Annotated in this window: 34 protein-coding genes; all 34 read left to right on the plus strand. The window is 56.2% G+C overall.

Annotated features, from left to right (window positions below; translation table 11 throughout):
- Positions 1–537 precede the first annotated feature (537 nt).
- Positions 538–849, plus strand: a complete 312-nt coding sequence (rpsJ, locus tag H8S02_RS02100; protein WP_054326972.1) for a 30S ribosomal protein S10 — start codon at positions 538–540, stop codon at positions 847–849.
- 175 nt (positions 850–1,024) lie between these two features.
- Entirely contained in the window at positions 1,025–1,720 is a 696-nt protein-coding gene (rplC, locus tag H8S02_RS02105) for a 50S ribosomal protein L3 (RefSeq protein WP_186969316.1), read from the plus strand.
- Positions 1,721–1,738: 18 nt separating this feature from the next.
- Positions 1,739–2,362 carry a 50S ribosomal protein L4 gene (rplD, locus tag H8S02_RS02110; RefSeq protein ID WP_186969077.1) on the plus strand — a complete coding sequence of 208 codons (624 nt, stop codon included), beginning with the start codon at positions 1,739–1,741 and terminating at the stop codon, positions 2,360–2,362.
- The gene (gene rplW / locus H8S02_RS02115; RefSeq protein ID WP_118684307.1) at positions 2,362–2,655 is read left to right on the plus strand and encodes a 50S ribosomal protein L23; all 294 of its coding nucleotides are present in this window, start codon (positions 2,362–2,364) and stop codon (positions 2,653–2,655) included. Before rplD ends, rplW begins: the two co-directional genes overlap by 1 nt.
- A gap of 272 nt (positions 2,656–2,927) precedes the next feature.
- On the plus strand, positions 2,928–3,761 hold the full coding sequence (rplB, locus tag H8S02_RS02120) for a 50S ribosomal protein L2 (protein WP_118684305.1): 834 nt from the start codon (positions 2,928–2,930) through the stop codon (positions 3,759–3,761).
- Positions 3,762–3,779: 18 nt separating this feature from the next.
- Positions 3,780–4,061 carry a 30S ribosomal protein S19 gene (gene rpsS, locus H8S02_RS02125; protein WP_118684303.1) on the plus strand — a complete coding sequence of 94 codons (282 nt, stop codon included), beginning with the start codon at positions 3,780–3,782 and terminating at the stop codon, positions 4,059–4,061.
- Positions 4,062–4,078: 17 nt separating this feature from the next.
- On the plus strand, positions 4,079–4,414 hold the full coding sequence (gene rplV, locus H8S02_RS02130; protein WP_118684301.1) for a 50S ribosomal protein L22: 336 nt from the start codon (positions 4,079–4,081) through the stop codon (positions 4,412–4,414).
- 13 nt (positions 4,415–4,427) lie between these two features.
- Positions 4,428–5,207 (plus strand): 30S ribosomal protein S3, encoded by a 780-nt coding sequence (rpsC, locus tag H8S02_RS02135; protein WP_118684299.1) that lies wholly within the window; start codon positions 4,428–4,430, stop codon positions 5,205–5,207.
- Positions 5,207–5,635, plus strand: a complete 429-nt coding sequence (rplP, locus tag H8S02_RS02140; RefSeq protein WP_118684297.1) for a 50S ribosomal protein L16 — start codon at positions 5,207–5,209, stop codon at positions 5,633–5,635. Before rpsC ends, rplP begins: the two co-directional genes overlap by 1 nt.
- Positions 5,635–5,835: a 50S ribosomal protein L29 gene (gene rpmC / locus H8S02_RS02145; RefSeq protein ID WP_118684491.1), complete on the plus strand. Its 201-nt coding sequence runs from the start codon at positions 5,635–5,637 to the stop codon at positions 5,833–5,835. Before rplP ends, rpmC begins: the two co-directional genes overlap by 1 nt.
- An 18-nt stretch (positions 5,836–5,853) precedes the next feature.
- Positions 5,854–6,111 (plus strand): 30S ribosomal protein S17, encoded by a 258-nt coding sequence (rpsQ, locus tag H8S02_RS02150; protein ID WP_118684295.1) that lies wholly within the window; start codon positions 5,854–5,856, stop codon positions 6,109–6,111.
- A 12-nt stretch (positions 6,112–6,123) separates the two neighbouring features.
- Complete coding sequence (rplN, locus tag H8S02_RS02155) at positions 6,124–6,492, plus strand: 50S ribosomal protein L14 (protein WP_116704662.1); 369 nt, start codon at positions 6,124–6,126, stop codon at positions 6,490–6,492.
- A 15-nt stretch (positions 6,493–6,507) separates the two neighbouring features.
- Complete coding sequence (gene rplX / locus H8S02_RS02160) at positions 6,508–6,825, plus strand: 50S ribosomal protein L24 (RefSeq protein WP_118722501.1); 318 nt, start codon at positions 6,508–6,510, stop codon at positions 6,823–6,825.
- A 19-nt stretch (positions 6,826–6,844) separates the two neighbouring features.
- Positions 6,845–7,390: a 50S ribosomal protein L5 gene (gene rplE, locus H8S02_RS02165; RefSeq protein WP_243030909.1), complete on the plus strand. Its 546-nt coding sequence runs from the start codon at positions 6,845–6,847 to the stop codon at positions 7,388–7,390.
- Between the two features lie 16 nt (positions 7,391–7,406).
- The gene (locus tag H8S02_RS02170) at positions 7,407–7,592 is read left to right on the plus strand and encodes a type Z 30S ribosomal protein S14 (RefSeq protein ID WP_118684289.1); all 186 of its coding nucleotides are present in this window, start codon (positions 7,407–7,409) and stop codon (positions 7,590–7,592) included.
- Positions 7,593–8,333: 741 nt separating this feature from the next.
- Positions 8,334–8,732 (plus strand): 30S ribosomal protein S8, encoded by a 399-nt coding sequence (rpsH, locus tag H8S02_RS02175; protein WP_186969078.1) that lies wholly within the window; start codon positions 8,334–8,336, stop codon positions 8,730–8,732.
- 14 nt (positions 8,733–8,746) lie between these two features.
- Entirely contained in the window at positions 8,747–9,292 is a 546-nt protein-coding gene (rplF, locus tag H8S02_RS02180) for a 50S ribosomal protein L6 (RefSeq protein ID WP_186969080.1), read from the plus strand.
- A gap of 21 nt (positions 9,293–9,313) precedes the next feature.
- Positions 9,314–9,673 (plus strand): 50S ribosomal protein L18, encoded by a 360-nt coding sequence (rplR, locus tag H8S02_RS02185; RefSeq protein ID WP_118684283.1) that lies wholly within the window; start codon positions 9,314–9,316, stop codon positions 9,671–9,673.
- 19 nt (positions 9,674–9,692) lie between these two features.
- Complete coding sequence (gene rpsE, locus H8S02_RS02190; RefSeq protein ID WP_118684281.1) at positions 9,693–10,196, plus strand: 30S ribosomal protein S5; 504 nt, start codon at positions 9,693–9,695, stop codon at positions 10,194–10,196.
- Positions 10,197–10,213: 17 nt separating this feature from the next.
- Positions 10,214–10,396 (plus strand): 50S ribosomal protein L30, encoded by a 183-nt coding sequence (gene rpmD / locus H8S02_RS02195; protein ID WP_118684279.1) that lies wholly within the window; start codon positions 10,214–10,216, stop codon positions 10,394–10,396.
- 3 nt (positions 10,397–10,399) lie between these two features.
- Complete coding sequence (gene rplO / locus H8S02_RS02200; protein ID WP_118684277.1) at positions 10,400–10,840, plus strand: 50S ribosomal protein L15; 441 nt, start codon at positions 10,400–10,402, stop codon at positions 10,838–10,840.
- Position 10,841: 1 nt separating this feature from the next.
- Entirely contained in the window at positions 10,842–12,131 is a 1,290-nt protein-coding gene (secY, locus tag H8S02_RS02205; protein ID WP_118722500.1) for a preprotein translocase subunit SecY, read from the plus strand.
- 19 nt (positions 12,132–12,150) lie between these two features.
- Entirely contained in the window at positions 12,151–12,780 is a 630-nt protein-coding gene (locus H8S02_RS02210; protein ID WP_118684273.1) for an adenylate kinase, read from the plus strand.
- Positions 12,781–12,782: 2 nt separating this feature from the next.
- Positions 12,783–13,547, plus strand: coding sequence for a type I methionyl aminopeptidase (gene map, locus H8S02_RS02215; protein ID WP_118684271.1), 765 nt, complete (start codon positions 12,783–12,785; stop codon positions 13,545–13,547).
- On the plus strand, positions 13,544–13,825 hold the full coding sequence (locus tag H8S02_RS02220) for a KOW domain-containing RNA-binding protein (RefSeq protein WP_147358964.1): 282 nt from the start codon (positions 13,544–13,546) through the stop codon (positions 13,823–13,825). Before map ends, H8S02_RS02220 begins: the two co-directional genes overlap by 4 nt.
- A gap of 20 nt (positions 13,826–13,845) precedes the next feature.
- On the plus strand, positions 13,846–14,064 hold the full coding sequence (gene infA, locus H8S02_RS02225) for a translation initiation factor IF-1 (RefSeq protein ID WP_110435387.1): 219 nt from the start codon (positions 13,846–13,848) through the stop codon (positions 14,062–14,064).
- Positions 14,065–14,166: 102 nt separating this feature from the next.
- Positions 14,167–14,280, plus strand: coding sequence for a 50S ribosomal protein L36 (rpmJ, locus tag H8S02_RS02230; RefSeq protein ID WP_016148768.1), 114 nt, complete (start codon positions 14,167–14,169; stop codon positions 14,278–14,280).
- 316 nt (positions 14,281–14,596) lie between these two features.
- Positions 14,597–14,965 (plus strand): 30S ribosomal protein S13, encoded by a 369-nt coding sequence (rpsM, locus tag H8S02_RS02235; protein WP_031472203.1) that lies wholly within the window; start codon positions 14,597–14,599, stop codon positions 14,963–14,965.
- A gap of 16 nt (positions 14,966–14,981) precedes the next feature.
- The gene (rpsK, locus tag H8S02_RS02240) at positions 14,982–15,386 is read left to right on the plus strand and encodes a 30S ribosomal protein S11 (protein ID WP_031472201.1); all 405 of its coding nucleotides are present in this window, start codon (positions 14,982–14,984) and stop codon (positions 15,384–15,386) included.
- A 20-nt stretch (positions 15,387–15,406) separates the two neighbouring features.
- A complete protein-coding gene (gene rpsD, locus H8S02_RS02245; RefSeq protein ID WP_186969083.1) occupies positions 15,407–16,000 on the plus strand; it encodes a 30S ribosomal protein S4 in 594 nt (197 codons plus the stop codon).
- An 84-nt stretch (positions 16,001–16,084) separates the two neighbouring features.
- Positions 16,085–17,032: a DNA-directed RNA polymerase subunit alpha gene (locus H8S02_RS02250; RefSeq protein WP_186969084.1), complete on the plus strand. Its 948-nt coding sequence runs from the start codon at positions 16,085–16,087 to the stop codon at positions 17,030–17,032.
- A 160-nt stretch (positions 17,033–17,192) separates the two neighbouring features.
- Positions 17,193–17,537 (plus strand): 50S ribosomal protein L17, encoded by a 345-nt coding sequence (rplQ, locus tag H8S02_RS02255; RefSeq protein ID WP_118684263.1) that lies wholly within the window; start codon positions 17,193–17,195, stop codon positions 17,535–17,537.
- Between the two features lie 297 nt (positions 17,538–17,834).
- A complete protein-coding gene (locus H8S02_RS02260) occupies positions 17,835–18,641 on the plus strand; it encodes a hypothetical protein (protein WP_186969086.1) in 807 nt (268 codons plus the stop codon).
- A gap of 223 nt (positions 18,642–18,864) precedes the next feature.
- Positions 18,865–19,329: a ribosome maturation factor RimP gene (locus H8S02_RS02265; RefSeq protein ID WP_243166379.1), complete on the plus strand. Its 465-nt coding sequence runs from the start codon at positions 18,865–18,867 to the stop codon at positions 19,327–19,329.
- The last annotated feature ends 16 nt before the right edge of the window (positions 19,330–19,345 follow it).

A 19,345-nucleotide genomic window follows, 5' to 3' on the forward strand; every position in this document is an offset into this window, starting at 1 on the left:
GAAAAATAAAACGCAGAAAAAGAAAAGCGCCGCGCGAGGCCATACCTATTATATATAGAGCGCCGCCGCACGCCGGAGGGCGGCAGGAGAAGGGCTGTCAGCCTGCACAAAAAAATCTCGTAAATTTCGTGAAATCCCCTTGACAGAATGCCGAGGATATAGTAATATAGTTAAGGTTCTGCGAGAGACACCGCAGACAACGCGATGATGCCGGAGATTGCTGCTCCAGGAAGCAGGTAACTTCGGCGGAGTAGGTCCGACAATCGGGCGGTTGAGATAACTGCTATCAGCTGAGGCACAGGGCCTCGGCAAAACGCAATGTTCCTGCGTAAATTCGGGACTCGCGGCAGATGCGCCGCAAAGCCGATGGCACGAACCACTTACGTTTTTTAATTGTGACCGGATCGTTACACTGTAAGTGTGCCCGGTTATTTTCATGTCCGTTCGCGATACGCGCGGCGGAGTTGCAGTTTCTCTCCGTAGCGAGTCAAAACATTATTTTAATGTATGGCACACATACGAGGAGGATATTCCACAATGGCAAACGCACAGAAAATCCGCATTCGCCTGAAGGCGTATGATCACGAGCTGATCGACCAGTCCGCAGAGAAGATCATCGAGACCGCTAAGCGCAACGGCGCGAAGGTTTCCGGCCCGATCCCGCTGCCGACCGAGAAGCAGATCGTAACCATCCTGCGCGCAGTTCACAAGTACAAGGACTCCCGCGAGCAGTTCGAGCGCCGCACTCACAAGCGTCTGATCGACATCATCAACCCGAACCAGGCTACCATCGAGGCTCTGACCACCCTGGATCTGCCGGCCGGCGTTGAGTTCGAGGTCAAGCTCTAATCTAAAGAGCGGGACGCGAACGCAATCGCCGCAAGGTCGATTGCACAAAACAAGTTTACAAATCGCCGGATTAACCCGCCGGAGATTTGAAAGCCCTGCCGCGACACGCGCGGCGAGGTCATGTTGGCGGTTAAATGCCGTCAACCAATAACCTTTAAGGAGGAAAAACAAAATGCTGAACAAAGCAATCATCGGCAAGAAGGTCGGCATGACCCAGATCTTCAACGCTGACGGCAAGGTTATCCCCTGCACCGTAATCGAAGCAGGTCCTTGCGTTGTAACTCAGCTCAAGACCGAAGAGAAGGACGGCTACAATGCAGTTCAGTTCGGTTTTGAGGATGTAAAGGAAGCTCGCCTGAACAAGCCCCAGAAGGGTCACCTGAAGAAGGCTGGCGACTCCCTGAAGAAGTACCTGAAGGAGTTCCGTTTCGAGGACTGCACGATGTTCCAGCTCGGCGACGTTGTCAAGGCTGACATGTTCGTTGAGGGCGACTTCGTAGACGTCACCGGCACTTCCAAGGGCAAGGGCTACGCAGGCGTTATCAAGCGTTTCAACGCTTCCCGTCTGAAGGAGTCCCACGGTACCGGCCCGGTTCACCGTCACGCTGGTTCCATGGGCGCGTGCTCTGATCCTTCCAAGATCATGAAGGGCAAAATGATGCCTGGTCACATGGGTGCTGAGCAGGTTACCGTTCAGAACCTGGACGTTGTCAAGGTAGACGCTGAGCTCAACCTCATCGCTGTCTGCGGCGCAGTTCCGGGTCCGAAGGGCGGCATCGTCGTTCTGAAGAACACCGTTAAGAACAACAAGCTTGTCAAGGGCGAGGCTGGCGTCAGCAAGAACCCGCAGAAGGCATCCGCAAGAAAGTAAGGGAAGGAGGAGCAACTCATGCCTACAGTAGCAGTTTTTGATATGACCGGTAAGAAGACCGGCGAAATGGAGCTGAACGCAGCTGTTTTCGGTATCGAGCCGAACATGACTGTCGTACACGCTGCAGTAAAGAATTACCTGGCTAACCAGCGTCAGGGCACTCAGTCCACGCTGACCCGCGCAGAGGTTCGCGGCGGCGGCATCAAGCCGTGGCGCCAGAAGGGCACCGGCCGCGCCCGTCAGGGTTCTATCCGCTCTCCGCAGTGGACCCACGGCGGTATTGCCCTCGGCCCGAAGCCGCGTTCCTACAACTATAGCCTGACCAAGAAGACCAAGCGTCTGGCAATGCTCTCCGCTCTGTCCGCTAAGGCAGCAGCAGGCGAGATCATCGTCATCGACGGTCTGGACATGGGCGAGATCAAGACCAAGAACTTCGTTGGCTTCCTCAATGCAATCGAGGCAACCGGCAAGAGCCTGGTCGTTACCCCGGAGGTTCGCGTAAACGTAGTTAAGTCTGCGGCTAACGTCCCGGGCGTTCGCACCACGATCGCGTCCACCCTCAATGTATACGAGATCCTCAATGCTGACAAGTTCATCATCGACAAGGCAGCAATTGAGAAGCTTCAGGAGGTATACGCATAATGAAGTTCGCATACGACATTATCAAGAAGCCGGTTATCACCGAGCGTTCCATGATGGGTGCACAGGACAACAAGTACACCTTCGAGGTTGCTGTTGACGCAGGCAAGATCGAGATCAAGAAGGCCGTTGAGGAAATCTTCGGCGTCAAGGTCGCTAAGGTCAACACCATCAAGCTGCCGGGCAAGTGGAAGCGCATGGGCGTCCACGTCGGCAAGCGCCCCGACATCAAGAAGGCAGTCGTAACTCTGACCGCTGACTCCAAGAAGATCGAGATCTTCGAGAACATGATGTAAAAATCACTTTAGGCCGCTAAGGCGAGCCTGAGTGTTCCCGCAAAGCGGGTTTTCAATAGAATCTGCTTGCAGATTCATAAAAACCGGGAGCATGTATCACGGTTTTTATACAAGAGCGAAGAAAAGTTTCGCTGGTCGGAACTTTTCGAAGCCTTGGTTTTATCCGCGCCTTGCGCGGTAAAACCTCTCTCGTTTGAAAACGTGTTTTCAAACGAAGTAATTGTATGGGGAAGCCACCCCGATAATAACGAATCAAGGAGTTGAAATTCCAAATGGCTATTAAGACTTTCAACCCGACGACGCCCTCGCGCAGAAATATGACTGTGCTCAACTATCAGGGTCTGTCTAAGGTGAAGCCCGAGAAGAGCCTTCTCGAAAAGGTCAAGAAGACCGCCGGCCGCAACAGCTACGGCCGCATCACCGTTCGCCACATCGGCGGCGGCAACAAGAAGAAGTACCGTATCATTGACTTCAAGCGTCAGAAGCTCGACGTTTTCGCAGAAGTCAAGACCATCGAGTACGACCCGAACCGCTCTGCCAACATCGCTCTCATCCAGTATGAGGACGGCGAGAAGGCATACATCCTCGCTCCCGAGGGTCTGAAGATCGGCGACAAGGTCATCTCCTCCAAGGATGCCGACATCAAGCCGGGCAACTGCCTGCCGGTTGAGAACATCCCGGTTGGTACCATGATCCACAACATCGAGCTGTACCCGGGCAAGGGCGCGCAGCTGGTTCGTTCCGCAGGCGTCGGCGCTCAGCTGATGGCTAAGGAGAACGGCAAGGGCATGGTTCGTCTGCCCTCCGGCGAGCTGCGTTACGTCCGTCTGGACTGCAAGGCTACCATCGGTGTTGTCGGTAACTCCGATCACTCCAACGTTCAGCTGGGCAAGGCCGGCCGCACCCGTCATCTGGGTATCCGCCCGACCGTTCGCGGTTCTGTAATGAACCCGTGTGACCACCCGCACGGCGGCGGCGAGGGCAAGAGCCCGATCGGTCGTCCGTCTCCGGTTACCCCGTGGGGCAAGCCGGCTATGGGTTACAAGACCCGCAAGAAGAACCATCGCACCGACAAGCAGATCGCTCGTCGTCGCAACGGCAAGTAAGAAAGGAGTTATCTTAAGATGGGCAGAAGCATTAAGAAAGGCCCTTTTGTGGCTCCTGAGCTGATCAAAAGAGTCGTTGAAATGAACGAAAAGGGCGAGAAGAAGGTCCTCAAGACCTGGTCCCGCGCTTCCACGATCTTCCCCGAGTTCGTCGGTCACACCATCGCAGTACACGATGGCCGCAAGCATGTTCCGGTATATGTTACCGAGGATATGGTTGGTCACAAGCTGGGCGAGTTTGCTCCCACCCGTACCTACAAGGGTCACGCGGGCAGCAAGACCTCCAATAACGGCAAGTAAGGAGGAGTTAAAGTAACATGGAAGCAAGAGCAATCGTACGCAACGTGCGCATGACTCCGCGAAAGATCAAGCTGATCTGCGATCTGATCCGCGGCAAGGATGCGGGCGAGGCTATGGCCATTATCATGAATACCCCCAAGGCAGCATGCGAGCCGATGGAGAAGCTCCTCAAGAGCGCCGTCGCAAATGCTGAGAACAACCACGGCATGAACACTGACAAGCTGTTTGTCAAGGAAGTTCACGTCGGTCCCGGCCCGGTTATGAAGCGCGTTATGCCGCGCGCACAGGGCCGTGCATATCGAATCCTCAAGAGAACCTCGCACATCACGCTGGTTCTTGGCGAGAAAGAATAAGGGAGGGTAATCAATGGGCCAGAAAGTAAATCCGAACGGTCTCCGTGTCGGCGTTATCAAGAATTGGGATTCCCGTTGGTTCGCAAAGGACAATGCGTTCGGCGACCTCCTCGTGGAAGACTACAACATCCGTAAGGAACTGAAGAAGCGTCTGTTCGATGCAGGCGTTCCGGCGATCGAGATCGAGCGTAAGAACGACGAGATCAAGATCATGATCCAGTGCGCGCGTCCGGGCATGGTTGTCGGCCGCGGCGGCGAGGACATCAAGAAGCTCGAGGAAGAGCTGACCAAGAAGTACGGCAAGAAGGTTCGCTGCTCGATCATCGAGATCAAGAACCCGGACACCAACGCTACCCTGGTAGCTGAGAACATCGCTGCTCAGCTCGAGAAGCGCATCGGTTTCCGCCGTGCAATGAAGCAGTGCATGGGTCGTGCAATGCGCATGGGCGCAAAGGGTATTAAGGTATCCTGCGGCGGCCGTCTGGGCGGCGCTGAGATCGCTCGCACCGAGCACTACCATGAAGGCACCATTCCGCTGCAGACCCTGCGTGCGGACATCGACTATGGCTTTGCCGAGGCCGCTACCACCTATGGTCGCATCGGCGTTAAGGTTTGGATCTACAAGGGTGAGGTTCTCCACGGCGGTCCGCGTCTGGGCCGTTCCATCGAGGCTCCGAAGCCGGCATTCGAGCGCCGCGAGCGTCGCGGTGGCCGTGATGACCGTCGCGGCGGCCGTCGTGACTTCAACCGTGGCGAGCGTCGCGCACCCCGTCAGGAAGGAGGCAACCGCTAATGCTGCTCCCTAAGAGAGTTAAATACCGTCGCGTACAGCGCGGCCGCATGACCGGCAAGGCAACCCGCGGTAACTTCGTATCGAACGGTGAGTTCGGTCTGCAGGCTACCGAGCCGTGCTGGATCACCTCGAACCAGATCGAGGCAGCCCGTATCGCAATGACCCGTTACACCAAGCGTGGCGGTCAGGTATGGATCAAGATTTTCCCCGACAAGCCGGTAACTCAGCAGCCGGCCGGCACCCGAATGGGTTCCGGTAAGGGCGCACCCGAGTACTGGGTTGCAGTAGTTAAGCCGGGCCGTGTCCTGTTCGAGATCGCAGGCGTTTCCGAGGAAGTTGCTCGTGAGGCGCTGCGTCTGGCAAGCCACAAGCTGCCCTGCAAGACCAAGTTCGTTGCCCGTGAGCAGAAGAATGGCGGTGAAGCATGATGAAGGCATCTGAGATCAGAGAACTGACGGCTGAGGAGCTGTCTGCAAAGCTCGGTGAGCTGAAGAAGGACCTCTTCAACCTCCGTCTGCAGCTCGCTACCAATCAGCTCGACAACACCAACAAGATCAATGAAGTCAAGCACGACATTGCTCGAGTCAACACCGTAATCCGTGAGAAGCAGCTCGCGGAGAAGGCATAAAGGAGGGAAACGAATATTATGAGCGAAAGAGCATTACGCAAAACGCGAGTAGGCAAGGTCGTTTCCGATAAGATGGACAAGACCATTGTCGTAGCAATCGAGGATCGTGTAGCACATCCTCTGTACAAGAAGGTTATTCCGCACACCTATAAGCTGAAGGCGCACGACGAGAACAACGAGTGCAAGATCGGCGACAAGGTAAAGGTAATGGAGACCCGTCCGCTGTCCAAGGACAAGCGTTGGAGACTGGTCGAGATTATCGAGAAGGCAAAGTAAGGAGGAGAGCACATGGTTCAGCAGGAAAGCTTTCTGCGTGCAGCTGATAACAGCGGCGCAAAGGAACTGAAGGTAATCCGTGTTCTCGGCGGCTCTGCTCGCAAGTACGGCAACATCGGTGACGTAGTTGTCTGCTCGGTGCGCAAGTGCACCCCGGGCGGCGGCGTTAAGAAGGGCGACGTAGTCAAGGCTGTCATCGTCCGCACCGTTAAGGGCCTGCGCCGTGCAGACGGCAGCTATATCCGCTTTGACGAGAACGCTGGCGTTATCATTCGTGATGACAAAAACCCCCGCGGCACCCGTATCTTTGGGCCTGTCGCTCGTGAGCTGCGTGACAAGGACTACATGAAGATCCTGTCGCTTGCTCCGGAAGTACTGTAAGGAGGTCGCCAACAAATGAACAATTTGCATGTAAAGACGGGCGACACCGCAGTCGTTCTTTCCGGTAAGGAAAAGGGCAAGCGCGGCAAGGTTCTGTCCGTAGACCCGAAGAAGGGTATGGTAGTAATCGAAGGTGTGAACATGGTTAAGTGCCACACCAAGCCCCGCCGCCAGGGCGAGACCGGCGGCATCGTAGAGCGCGAGGGCGCTGTTCGTGCCTGCAAGGTCATGAAGGTCTGCCCGAAGTGCAACAAGCCGACCCGTTCGGCACACAAGTTTGCTGAGAACGGCGCGAAGCTCGTAGTGTGCAAGCACTGCGGCGAGACACTTTAAGAAGAGGAGGTTGCAATAAATGGTTCCGAATATGAAAGCAAAGTATACTGCGGACGTTGCGCCTGCTCTGATGAAGAAGTTCGAGTATGAGAGCGTTATGCAGATCCCGAAGATCGACAAGGTCGTCATCAACGTCGGCTGCGGCAAGGAAGCAAACGGTAACTCCAAGGTTATCGAGGCTATCGTCCGCGACGTAACCGCGATTTCCGGCCAGAAGCCGATCATCACCCACGCTAAGAAGTCCATCGCAAACTTCAAGCTGCGTGAGGGCATGCCGGTAGGCGTTAAGGTTACCCTGCGCCACGACCGTATGTGGGAGTTCCTCGACCGCCTGTTCAACGTAGCTCTGCCGCGTGTCCGCGACTTCCGCGGCATTAACGGCGACGCGTTCGACGGCCGCGGCAACTACTCCCTCGGCCTCACCGAGCAGCTGATCTTCCCGGAGATTTCCTACGAGCAGATCGACAAGCTGCGCGGCATGAACATCGTCATCTGCACCACCGCAAACACTGACGAAGAAGCGAAGGAGCTGCTTACTCTGATGGGCGCTCCGTTCGAGAAGTAAGGAGGAGAATTGATCAATGGCTAAGAAGTCTATGGTACTCAAGCAGCAGGCGAAGCCGAAGTTCTCCGTTCGTGCTTACAACCGCTGCAAGATCTGCGGCCGTCCCCACGCTTACCTGCGCGACTACGGCGTTTGCCGTATCTGCTTCCGCGAGCTGGCTTACAAGGGCCAGATTCCGGGCGTTCGCAAGGCATCCTGGTAAAGACGCTTCAAAAGGCACCCCTGTATGGGGTGCCTTTTTTCGCTTTCTTCCAAGGGGGACGCTGTCCCCCTTAGATACGCCCCCGGTTCCGGAGAAACCGCGGGCGATAACCCCCTCTCGTCCGCACGGCGGACGAGGCCGCGCCGCCGCGGCGCGGGCAGAGGTAAGAAAGTCAGGTACACGCCCTGACTTTCTTGGGGAATTTTACGCGGCTCGCTGCGGCTCGCCTGTCCCGGCTTGTTTTGCCGGAGGCGAAAGACAACCGGGAAATACGAAGCGAGCCTTCCTTAAAATTTTTTGGTTTTTTTTCAAAAAAAGACTTGCGCGATACGCCTGGGATAGTGTATACTAATAACAGTGCGCATCAAGCGTACTGAGCGGCGAAAATCGTCGCCACGCCCATTAGCCATCAACCGTTTCATACGGCGTGGTTTCTGGAGCGGCCAAAAACGGCCGACCTGCCGTTATAACCTGTATCTTAGCGATTTGACTGCAAACAACGTGAAAAAAGACGCAAAATCAGCACTTTTCCCGATTGTAGTCAATGCTTTGCTGTGTTATAATAAACGCTGGTCTGGTTCGTTCAGGCCAGCGTATTTTTATCCCCATAGCCGCTGTCCGTGGAAGGGCCACGAGCAGTGTAAAGAAAAGTGGGAGGCAAACAGACAAATCAGAACCGGATTAACCCACCGGCGCTCGATTGCTGCACTACCCCCAAACTTCTTGTAAAGGAGAGCATTTATGCAGATCACTGATCCCATCGCGGATATGCTGACCCGTATCCGCAACGCCGGCAATGCTCGTCATGCCAGCGTGGATGTACCCGCATCCAAAATGAAGAAGGCTATTGCCCAGATCCTGCTTGACGAAGGCTACATCAAGTCCTTCGACGTTGTAGAGGGCAACACCCAGGGCATTATCCGTATCGCTCTGAAGTACGTTGACGGCCGTCAGAAGGCTATCACCGGCATCAAGCGTGTATCGAAGCCGGGCCTGCGTGTATACGCCGGCGCACAGGAGCTCCCGAAGGTACTCCGCGGCCTTGGTATTGCCATCGTTTCTACGTCGAGAGGCGTCATGACCGACAAGAAGGCTCGCGAGCTGAACGTCGGCGGCGAAGTTCTCGCATTCGTTTGGTAAGGGAGGTATAAACAATGTCTCGAATTGGTAGAATGCCGATTGCCATTCCGGCCGGCGTTGAAGTCAAGATTGACGGCAACGTTGTTACCGTAAAGGGCGCTAAGGCAACCCTTACCCGCGAATTCCATCCGAACATGAACATCGCGGTGGAGGGCAACGAAATCCTCGTCACTCGTCCGAACGACGACAAGCACAACCGTGCACTGCACGGCCTGACCCGCAGCCTGATCCACAACATGGTCGTAGGCGTTACCGAAGGCTTCAAGAAGGAGCTGAGCGTACAGGGCGTAGGCTACCGTGTAGCAAAGCAGGGCAAGGATCTGGTTATGAACCTCGGTTACTCGCATCAGGTTACCATGAGCGAGGTCGAGGGCATCACGATCGACGTTCCGAATCCGAACACGATCGTCATCTCCGGTCCTGACAAGCAGAAGGTCGGCCAGTTTGCAGCGGAAGTCCGCGAGAAGCGTCCGCCGGAACCCTACAAGGGCAAGGGCATTCGCTACGCTGACGAGTTTGTCCGCCGCAAGGAAGGCAAGACCGGCGCTAAGAAGAAGTAAGGAAAGGAGAGGCGTAAGTAAATGGTTTCGAAGAAGGACTCCAACAAGGCGCGTCTGCAGCGCCACAAGCGCGTACGCGCTAAGATCAACGGTACGGCTGATCGTCCGCGTCTGGACGTATTCCGTTCCGCAAAGAACATCTATGCACAGGTCATCGACGACGTCGCCGGTGTTACCCTGGTATCCGCCTCGACTGCTGAGAAGGACTTCACCGAGTACGGCGGCAACAAGGAAGCAGCCAAGAAGATTGGCCAGCTCGTTGCTGAGCGCTGCAAGGCTAAGGGCATTGAGAACGTCGTATTCGATCGCGGCGGCTATGTGTACCACGGCCGCGTGAAGGAGCTCGCAGATGGCGCCCGCGAGGGCGGCCTGCAGTTTTAAGTCGGGGAGGAGGTAAAACATGGCTCAGTTTAACAGAAACGATAAGCGTGAGGACGAGTACTCCGAGACCGTCGTAGCGCTCAACCGTGTATCCAAGACCGTTAAGGGCGGCCGCGTGATGAAGTTCTCCGCGCTGGTTGTTGTAGGCGACGGCAAGGGTACCGTTGGCTTCGGCACCGGCAAGGCTGCCGAGGTTCCGGACGCAATCCGCAAGGGCATCGAGGACGCCAAGAAGAACCTCGTTAAGATTTCCATGAAGGGCACCACTATCCCGCACGAGATCATCGGCGAGTTCGGTGCAGGCCGTGTCCTGCTCAAGCCTGCTGCTCCCGGTACCGGCGTTATTGCCGGCGGTGCAGTCCGTGCAATCGTAGAGGCTGCCGGCATCAAGGATATCCGCACCAAGTGCCTGCGCTCCAACAACCCGCAGAACGTCGTTTCCGCAACGATGCAGGGTCTGAAGAGCATGCGCAGCGCTGCACAGGTTGCTGCTGTACGCGGCAAGGCTGTAGAAGAACTGTAAGAAAGGGGTAACTTATAATGGCTAACATGAAGATTACCCTGAAAAAGAGCCTGGTCGGCCGCTTGGAGAAGCACATTGCGACCGCTCATTCTTTGGGGCTTAAGAAGATTAACGACGTAACCGTTCAGCCGGACAACGCGCAGACCCGCGGCAAGCTCCAGCAGATCGGCTACCTGCTCGAAGTTGTAGAGGAGGCGTAACCCATGAAGCTGCATGAATTAACGCCCGCCGCAGGCGCAACCAAGCCGGCATACCGCAAGGGCCGTGGCGCCGGTTCCGGCAATGGCAAGACCGCAGGCCGCGGTCACAAGGGCCAGTGGGCCCGTTCCGGCGGCGGTGTCCGTCCGGGTTTTGAAGGCGGTCAGATGCCTCTGGCACGCCGTCTGCCGAAGCGTGGTTTCCACAATATTTTCGGCACCACTTACGCACCGGTCAATGTTTCCGCTCTTGAGAAGTTTGAAGACGGCGCTGAGGTAACTGCAGAGATCCTCTGCAATGCCGGCATCGTTAAGAATGCTCTCGACGGCATCAAGATCCTCGGTAACGGCGCGCTCACCAAGAAGCTGACTGTCAAGGCAGCAGCATTCTCTGCGTCCGCAAAGGAGAAGATCGAAGCCGCAGGCGGAAAGGCCGAGGTGATTTAAGGTGTTTCAAACCCTTAAAAACGCCTGGGCTATGCCCGAACTGCGCAAGAAGATCCTGTATACTCTGTTTATCATCCTGATCTTCCGCTTCGGTTCGTGCATTCCGGTTCCGTTCATCGACACCCAGCTGCTTGCTCAGTATTTTGAGCAGGCAAGCACCAACGGTTCGATGCTCGGTTATCTGGATATGTTCTCCGGCGGCGGTCTGTCGCGTGCGACGATCTTCGCCATGAGCATTACTCCGTATATCAATGCGTCCATTATCCTTCAGCTGCTGACCGTCGCCATCCCCGCTCTCGAGCGCATGGTAAAGGACGGCGGCGAGGAGGGCCGCAAGAAGATCGCAAGCTGGACCCGCTACGTCGGCGTTCTGCTCGGCCTGCTGCAGGGTCTGTCCTACTACGCTCTGCTGCGCAACCAGGGCTTCCTTTCTGACAAGGGCGTTCTGGCGGCCGTTACGATCATTATGACCTTCACCGCAGGCACCGCGCTGATTATGTGGATGGGTGAGCACATCACCCAGAAGGGTATCGGCAACGGCATCTCGATCATCCTGTTCGCAGGTATCGTATCCCGCGGTCCGTCGCTCATGCGCACGCTGGGCAACCTGTTCCAGACCGGCACGAGCGGCATCGTTTCCGCAATCCTGATGATCATTATCGGTATCTTCATCGTAGTGTTCATTGTATTCATGTCCAATGCAGAGCGCCGCATCCCGGTGCAGTACGCAAAGCGCGTTGTCGGCCGCAAGATGTACGGTGGTCAGTCCACCCATCTGCCGATCAAGGTCAACGCTTCCGGCGTTATGCCGATCATCTTTGCGTCCTCCATCCTCGCGCTGCCGCAGACCGTTTCGATGTTCTGGCAGCCGGAGGCTGGTACGGTCGGTGCCCACATCCTCAATCTGTTCTCGCAGAGAAGTGTGGTCTACATCGTTCTGTACGCGCTGCTGATCCTCGCTTTCGCATATTTCTATGCATCCATCCAGTTTAACCCGATCGAGATCGCCAACAACCTGAAGAAGAACGGCGGCTTCATCCCGGGCTTCCGCCCCGGCAAGCCGACCAGCGACTTCATCACCAAGGCGCTCGGCAAGGTTACCTTCGTCGGCGCCGTATTCCTCGGCATCGTCGCTCTGGTACCGCTGATCGTCGGTGCGATCTCCACGAACCTCTCCAATGTGGCTCTGGGCGGCACCTCGGTCATCATCGTCGTCGGTGTTGCGCTTGACACGGTCAAGCAGATGGAGGCGCAGATGCTCATGCGTCATCACAAGGGCTTTTTGGAATAAATCTGGAGGCTGATTTTAAGTGAATTTGATTCTTCTTGGCGCACCGGGCGCCGGCAAGGGTACGCTCGCGTCCTACCTGATCGAAAAGATGGGTGTTCCGAGCATCTCGACCGGCAACATTCTGCGCGAGGCAATCAAGAACAATACGCCCCTTGGCCAGTCGGCTAAGGAGTACATGGACGCCGGCAAGCTCGTACCGGACCAGCTCGTCATCGACCTGCTCAAGGAGCGCATCGCAAAGCGCGACTGCAAGAGCGGCTTCATCCTTGACGGCTTTCCGCGCACGATCCCGCAGGCTGAGGCACTCGACGAGATCGCAAAGATCGACTGTGCTCTGGCTCTCGAGGTACCGAACGAGGTCATCGAGAAGCGCATGACCGGCCGTCGTGTCTGCCTGCGCTGCGGTGCAACCTACCACGTCGAGGCAAATCCGCCGCGCGTGGCTGATGTCTGCGATATCTGCGGCGACAAGCTCGTTATCCGCAGCGATGACCAGGCTGACGTCGTTCGTCACCGCCTGGAGACCTACCACGAGCAGACTGAGCCCCTCAAGGGCTACTACGATGCTCAGGGCAAGCTCAAGAGCATCGACGGTACTAAGGGCATCCATGAAACTGAGAAATTTGCGGTTGAGGCATTGGGTCTGTAATTATGATTCACATTAAATCAGAAAAAGAACTCGAACGGATGCGCGTCGCCGGCCGAATCACTGCGCTCGCGCGCAAGGCGGCGGCTGACGCGGTTCATCCGGGTGTTACTACCGAAGAAATCGACCGGATCGTCCGCAAGACCATCGAGGACGCAGGCGCAAAGCCTTCCTTCCTTGGTTACGGCGGTTTTCCGGGCAGTGCGTGTGTGTCCATCAACGATGAGGTCATCCACGGCATTCCGTCCAAGACGCATATCGTCCGCGAGGGAGATATCGTCAAGGTGGATGTCGGCGCCTACATCGGCGGCTACCACGGTGACTGCGCCGCTACCATCCCCTGCGGAGAGGTAAGCGACGAGGCGAAAAAGCTGATCGCAGTCACGCGCCAGAGTTTCTTTGAAGGCATTAAATTTGCCCGTGTGGGCTATCGTGTTTCCGACATCGGCGCTGCCGTTCAGGCATACGTCGAGGCGAACGGCTTCTCGGTCGTGCGCGACTACGTCGGTCACGGTGTAGGTGAAAACCTGCATGAAAGCCCTGAGGTCCCGAACTACGGCAAACCCGGCCATGGCATCCGCCTGCAGAGCGGCATGGTCATCGCGGTTGAGCCGATGGTCAATGTGGGTGTTTACACGGTCAAGGTCCTGCCCGACGGCTGGACCGTCAAGACCCGGGACGGTAAACTTTCCGCCCACTATGAAAACACCATTGCCATCACGGATGGCGAGCCGGAGATCCTGACAAGCATCGACGGCGAGGTACTGTGATGTCTCGCGCCCGATTATCCGACATCGTGCTCTCTCTGACCGGAAGGGACAGAGGACAGCTCATGCTGGTCGTCGCGGAGGAGGGGGATTTCCTCCTGCTGGCGAACGGACGCGCGCGGCGGGCGGAAAACCCGAAGCGCAAACGCGAAAAGCACGTTTCCCGACAGGGGGCGTGCGATGAGCGGACCCGGCTCAAGCTCGAGGAGGGCGGCCGGCTGACAAACAGTGAAATCCGCAAGGCACTCGCCCTCTGGACAGGGGACGAGGACAACATTTGACCGAGGAGGGGAAACGAACAATGGCAAAAGATGATGTGATCGAGCTGGAAGGCACCGTCGTAGAGGCGCTGCCGAACGCTATGTTTCAGGTAGAGCTGCCGAACGGCCATAAAATTCTGGCCCATATTTCCGGCAAGCTCCGCATGAACTTTATCCGCATTCTTCCGGGCGACAAGGTCACCGTACAGATGTCGCCTTACGACCTGACCCGCGGTCGTATCACCTGGCGTTCCAAGTGATAAAAGCGGGCGGAGGTACGCATGTGACCTGCGCGCCAGTGGTCGCCGGGGTCTCCCCGGTGTCCCATCCCACCATAAATTCTTGATGGAGGTAAAACAAACATGAAGGTAAGACCGTCTGTAAAGCCGATCTGCGAGAAGTGCAAGATCATTCGCCGCAAGGGCCGTGTAATGGTTATCTGCCAGAACCCGAAGCACAAGCAGAAGCAGGGCTAAGAAGCACCTTCGGTGCTTTATAGGGACTTTCAAAAAGTCCCTATATACGAAAATCAGTTCCAGTAGAAACTGATTTTCGAAACCGAAATGACGCCGCCCGAGGCGGCTGAGTCGAGGAATAAAAAGTCCGGCAGAGCTGGACTTTTTATGGCGATTAAGTTAATCGCCTCATAAAATGCGCGCCCAGGGGCGCGGATCATGGTTTACGCGAACACGACAAGCACGCGCGGCGAGCGCGACGCTGCAGGGGCGGAGGCGGTCCCTATACTGTGTTTGCAAACACGCCTCAGTGTGTAACTATGGAGGTTATAATAGTATGGCACGTATTGCCGGTGTTGACCTTCCCCGCGAGAAGCGCGTGGAGATCGGCCTGACCTACGTCTTCGGCATTGGCCGCAAGACGTCCAACGAAATCCTTGCTAAGACCGGTATCAATCCGGATACCCGCGTCAAGGACCTGACCGAAGAAGAGGCTGCTAAGCTGCGTGAAGTCATCGAGCGCGACTACAACGTCGAGGGTGACCTGCGCCGTGAGATCGGCCTGAACATCAAGCGTCTGGTCGAGATCGGCTGCTATCGCGGCCTGCGTCATCGCCGCGGCCTGCCGGTTCGCGGTCAGCGCACCAAGACCAATGCACGCACCCGCAAGGGCCCGAAGAAGACCATTGCGAACAAGAAGAAGTAAGGAGGGGAACGTATAAATGGCTAAGGTACAGAAGAAGGGCGCAGCGACCCGTACTCGTCGCCGCGAGCGCAAGAATATCGAGAAGGGCGCGGCTCACATCCGTTCCTCTTTCAACAACACGATCGTTACGATTACCGACCTGAACGGCAACGCTATTTCCTGGGCTTCCTCCGGCGAGATGGGCTTCCGTGGTTCTCGTAAGTCCACTCCGTTCGCAGCTCAGACCGCGGCTGAGACCGCTGCCGCTGCTGCCATGGAGCACGGCCTGAAGACCGTAGAAGTATATGTTAAGGGCCCGGGTTCCGGCCGTGAGGCTGCTATCCGTGCACTGCAGGCCGCTGGCCTCGAGGTTACCATGATCAAGGACGTAACCCCGATCCCGCACAACGGCTGCCGCCCGCCGAAGCGTCGTCGCGTATAATAGAAGGAGGAAACCAATAAATGGCTAAGAATACCCAGCCCGTTCTCAAGCGTTGCAAGACGCTTGGTCTTTCCCCGGCGGTACTTGGTTACTCCAAGTCTACCAAGCGCCAGCCCAAGCAGACTCGCCGCAAGCAGTCTGAGTACGGCATGCAGCTCAACGAGAAGCAGAAGGTAAAGTTTATCTACGGCGTTCTCGAGAAGCAGTTCCATCACTACTACGAGAAGGCTGAGCGCAAGCAGGGCATCACCGGTGAGATCCTGCTCCAGGAGCTCGAGCGCCGTCTCGACAACGTAGTTTTCCGCATGGGTTTTGCAAACACCCGCCGCGAAGCTCGTCAGCTCGTTAACCACGGCCACTTCACCGTAAACGGCAAGCGCGTCAACATCCCGTCCTTCCAGGTTAAGCCGGGCGACGTAGTTGCAGTCTGCGAGAAGTCCCGCACCACCACCAAGTTCAAGTCTCTGCTCGAGGAAAACGGCAAGAAGGCTTGCCCGAAGTGGATCGAGAAGGCTAACGATGCTTTCGAGGGCAAGGTTGTAGCAATGCCGGCACGCGACGACATCGACTACGAAGTTGCTGAGCACCTCATCGTCGAGCTGTACTCGAAATAATAGACCCTCGCTTTTGGAACGGGCGTGGCGTCTGCTGCGTCTGTTCCGCTTAGAGTTTCCAACCAACGTGAAGGAGGGTACCACATGATCGAAATCGAAAAACCGCGTATTGACTGTGAGCAGCTCGCCGAGGACGGCTCCTACGGCAAGTTCGTCGTAGAGCCGCTGGAGCGCGGATATGGCACCACGCTGGGCAACTCCCTGCGCCGCATTCTGCTGTCCTCTCTGCCGGGTACGGCAGCGTCCAGCATCAAGATTGCAGGCGTGCAGCACGAGTTCTCCACCATCCCGGGCGTTAAGGAAGACGTCACCGAGATCGTGCTGAACATCAAGGGCATCATTGCCAAGCTGCACTGCGACGGCCCCAAGACGGTCTACATCGAGGCTGCCGGCGAGGGCGAGGTCAAGGCCGGTGACATCCACGCGGACGGTGAGGTCGAGATCCTGAATCCTGACCTGCACATCGCTACCCTGATGAGCGATGCTCGCCTGTCCATGGAGATTACGATGACTTCCGGCCGCGGCTACGTTCCGGCCGAGAAGAACAAGCAGCATCAGACCTCCATCGGCGTCATTCCGGTGGATTCGATCTACACGCCGGTCTACAAGGTCAACTACACGGTTGAAAACACCCGTGTCCGCGATCTGACCGACTATGATAAGCTGACGCTCGAGATCTGGACCGACGGAACCATCACCGCCCGCGACGCTGTATCGCTCGGCGCAAAGGTTCTCCGCGACCACCTCGATCTGTTCGTAGACCTGTCCGAGGAGATCGGCTCCAAGTCCACCGTTGTTGAAAAGGCTGAAGCGCAGCACGATAAGGTGCTTGAAATGACGATCGAGGAGCTGGACTTCTCCGTTCGTTCCTTCAACTGCCTCAAGCGCGCAGGCATCAACACGGTTGAGGATCTCATCAACACCTCTGAGGAGGACATGATGAAGGTTCGTAACCTGGGCCGCAAGTCCCTGGAAGAGGTCATCGGCAAGCTGGAGGCTATGGGCCTGCATCTTGCAAAGTCTGAGGAGTAATCTTCGTACTTTCGCCCACAGCTTCGTCAGAAGCTGCAAGTGAAACTGCCTGATTACCGAAAACGGACAAACTGTGTGCCGTGAGGCACTGTAACTGAACTGACGCGGCGGTACGTTTTACCGCGCCGCCGCTTTTACTTTAATTTGGAGGTAAACACGAATGGCTAACAATCGCAAGCTCGGCCGTCCTACTGACCATCGTAAGGCTATGCTGCGTGCGCTGGTAACCTACCTGCTGGAGAACGGCAAGGTTGAGACCACCCTCGCTCGCGCTAAGGAAGTAGGCCCGATGACCGAGAAGATGATTACCCTCGGCAAGAAGAACACTCTGGCTTCCCGTCGTCAGGCTATGGCTTACGTCACCAAGGAAGCAGTTGTTGCTAAGCTGTTCTCTGAGATCGCTCCGGAGTACGCTAACCGTAACGGTGGCTACACCCGCATCGTAAAGATCGGTCCCCGCCGCGGCGACTGCGCAGAGATGGCAATCATCGAGCTGGTTAAGTAATTCCTGACGGAATACTGACGACTCGACCTGAGCGCAGGCTCGGGAAAAAATGATTTTCAAAAAGGTTATCCAGTAGCGTGCTTATTGGATAACCTTTTTCTTTTGCCCACAACAGGAAAATAAAGGCAATCAGAACAAAAACGATAAAAAGACAACGTGAAATCAATATTTGTAAGGCAATCTGTACAATTGGGCATGGGAAAAATTTGATATTCTGAGAATTGACTGCAAACCATAATCTGTTATACTAAAATTGGAGGCAGTAGACCTTAATGCGATCAGTGAGGAGGGACAAACATGAAAACGTTATTCAAAAAGATACTCAGCGTACTGCTTGCTGTACTCTGTTTTGGCGGCATGTTCGCCGCAGCGGCAGATGCACCGGCAGCCGAGGGAGAGTTTCGGCCGTTTCAGACGTCTGAGGAATATGACGATACCGGAAAGAATATTCTCCCGGCGGATAACACACAGCCGTCCCAGCCGGGAAGCGTCATGAACGAGTACGTGGTGGTAATTCCGGCGAACAGCACCGTGGCGCTGTCTGAATGGGCTCCCGCTATCAAAAAGGGAACATTCATCGCCGTAAAGGCCATGGATACCACGCCGTCTGGCGAAAATCTGACGTTTTCGCTCCAGTCCTCCGGCGGCGGCGGTTTTACCTACGGCCTTGCCGAAGAGCAGACAAGACGAATAGAGGCCACGACGGATGGTAATTACAGAGTTACTTTCCATGCGGTGAAAGCCGTAACGGCAAAAATCAAAATCACAATCGGAGAAGGACTTCCGGCCGAGAACGAGCAGGTGAAGGGCGCTTCGAACGAGTATGTGGTGACGATTCCGGCGGGCGGTTCCGTAACGCTGAAAGCGTGGGCGCCTGCTCTTACGAAGGGAACCGTTGTCGAAGTAAAAGCCATGGATACCACGCCGAACGGCGCGGAGTTCACCTGTGCACTCCGCTCCTCCGAGGGGGACAGCATCGCCGGCACGCTCACCGAGGAACAGTCCGCACGCATGACGGCTCCGAATTCCGGTGATTACAGCATCACATTCACTACAGCAAAGGCTGTTACGGCCAAGATCAAGATCGTAACCGACCCGAAGTGACCGGTCAAAAATATCACGCAGACACGTTTTCGCCGCCTGCATGTCCGATTTTGTGCATTTTAACGGCGGAAATCCATGCTTTTCTTTTGAAAAAGCTTGCAATAGCGCGGGATACGTGATATACTATCAATGTAAGAATGAAAGTAACCGTAGGGAGTGGCCAAGTGCCACTCCTTACGTTTTGCTTATACAAAATTTTTCGATAACCGAAGGAGGGACGGCTTTGCAGGCAAAGCAGATCGTCGCCCGCGTGGAAGAGCTGGTCAGACCCCTGTGCGAACAGGCCGGCGTTTCTCTGTGGGATGTAGAATTTGAAAAAGAGGGCGGACAGTATATGCTGACCGTCACCGTGGACCACCCGGAGGGCGTGAATATCGACCAGTGTGAGAAGGTCTCCCGCGCGCTTGACCCCATGCTGGACGCAAAGGAATTTGACGATATGCCGTCCTACACGCTGTGCGTTTCCTCGGCGGGACTTGCCCGCCGCCTCAAGCGCCCCGAGCATTTCGAGGCCTTCATGGGACAGACGGTCGAGGTCGGTCTGTACAAGGCGCTGAACGGCGCAAAGCAGATCGAGGGCACGCTCGCAGGCTACGACGACGGCGCGGTAACGCTCGACGTCGGCGGGGAGCGCATCGTATTTGAGTCGAAGGACATTGCCGCGGTTCGTCTCGCGGTCGAGATATAAAAAGGAGTTGGATTGG

The organism is Agathobaculum hominis (assembly GCF_014288055.1).
GTDB lineage: Bacteria > Bacillota > Clostridia > Oscillospirales > Butyricicoccaceae > Agathobaculum > Agathobaculum hominis.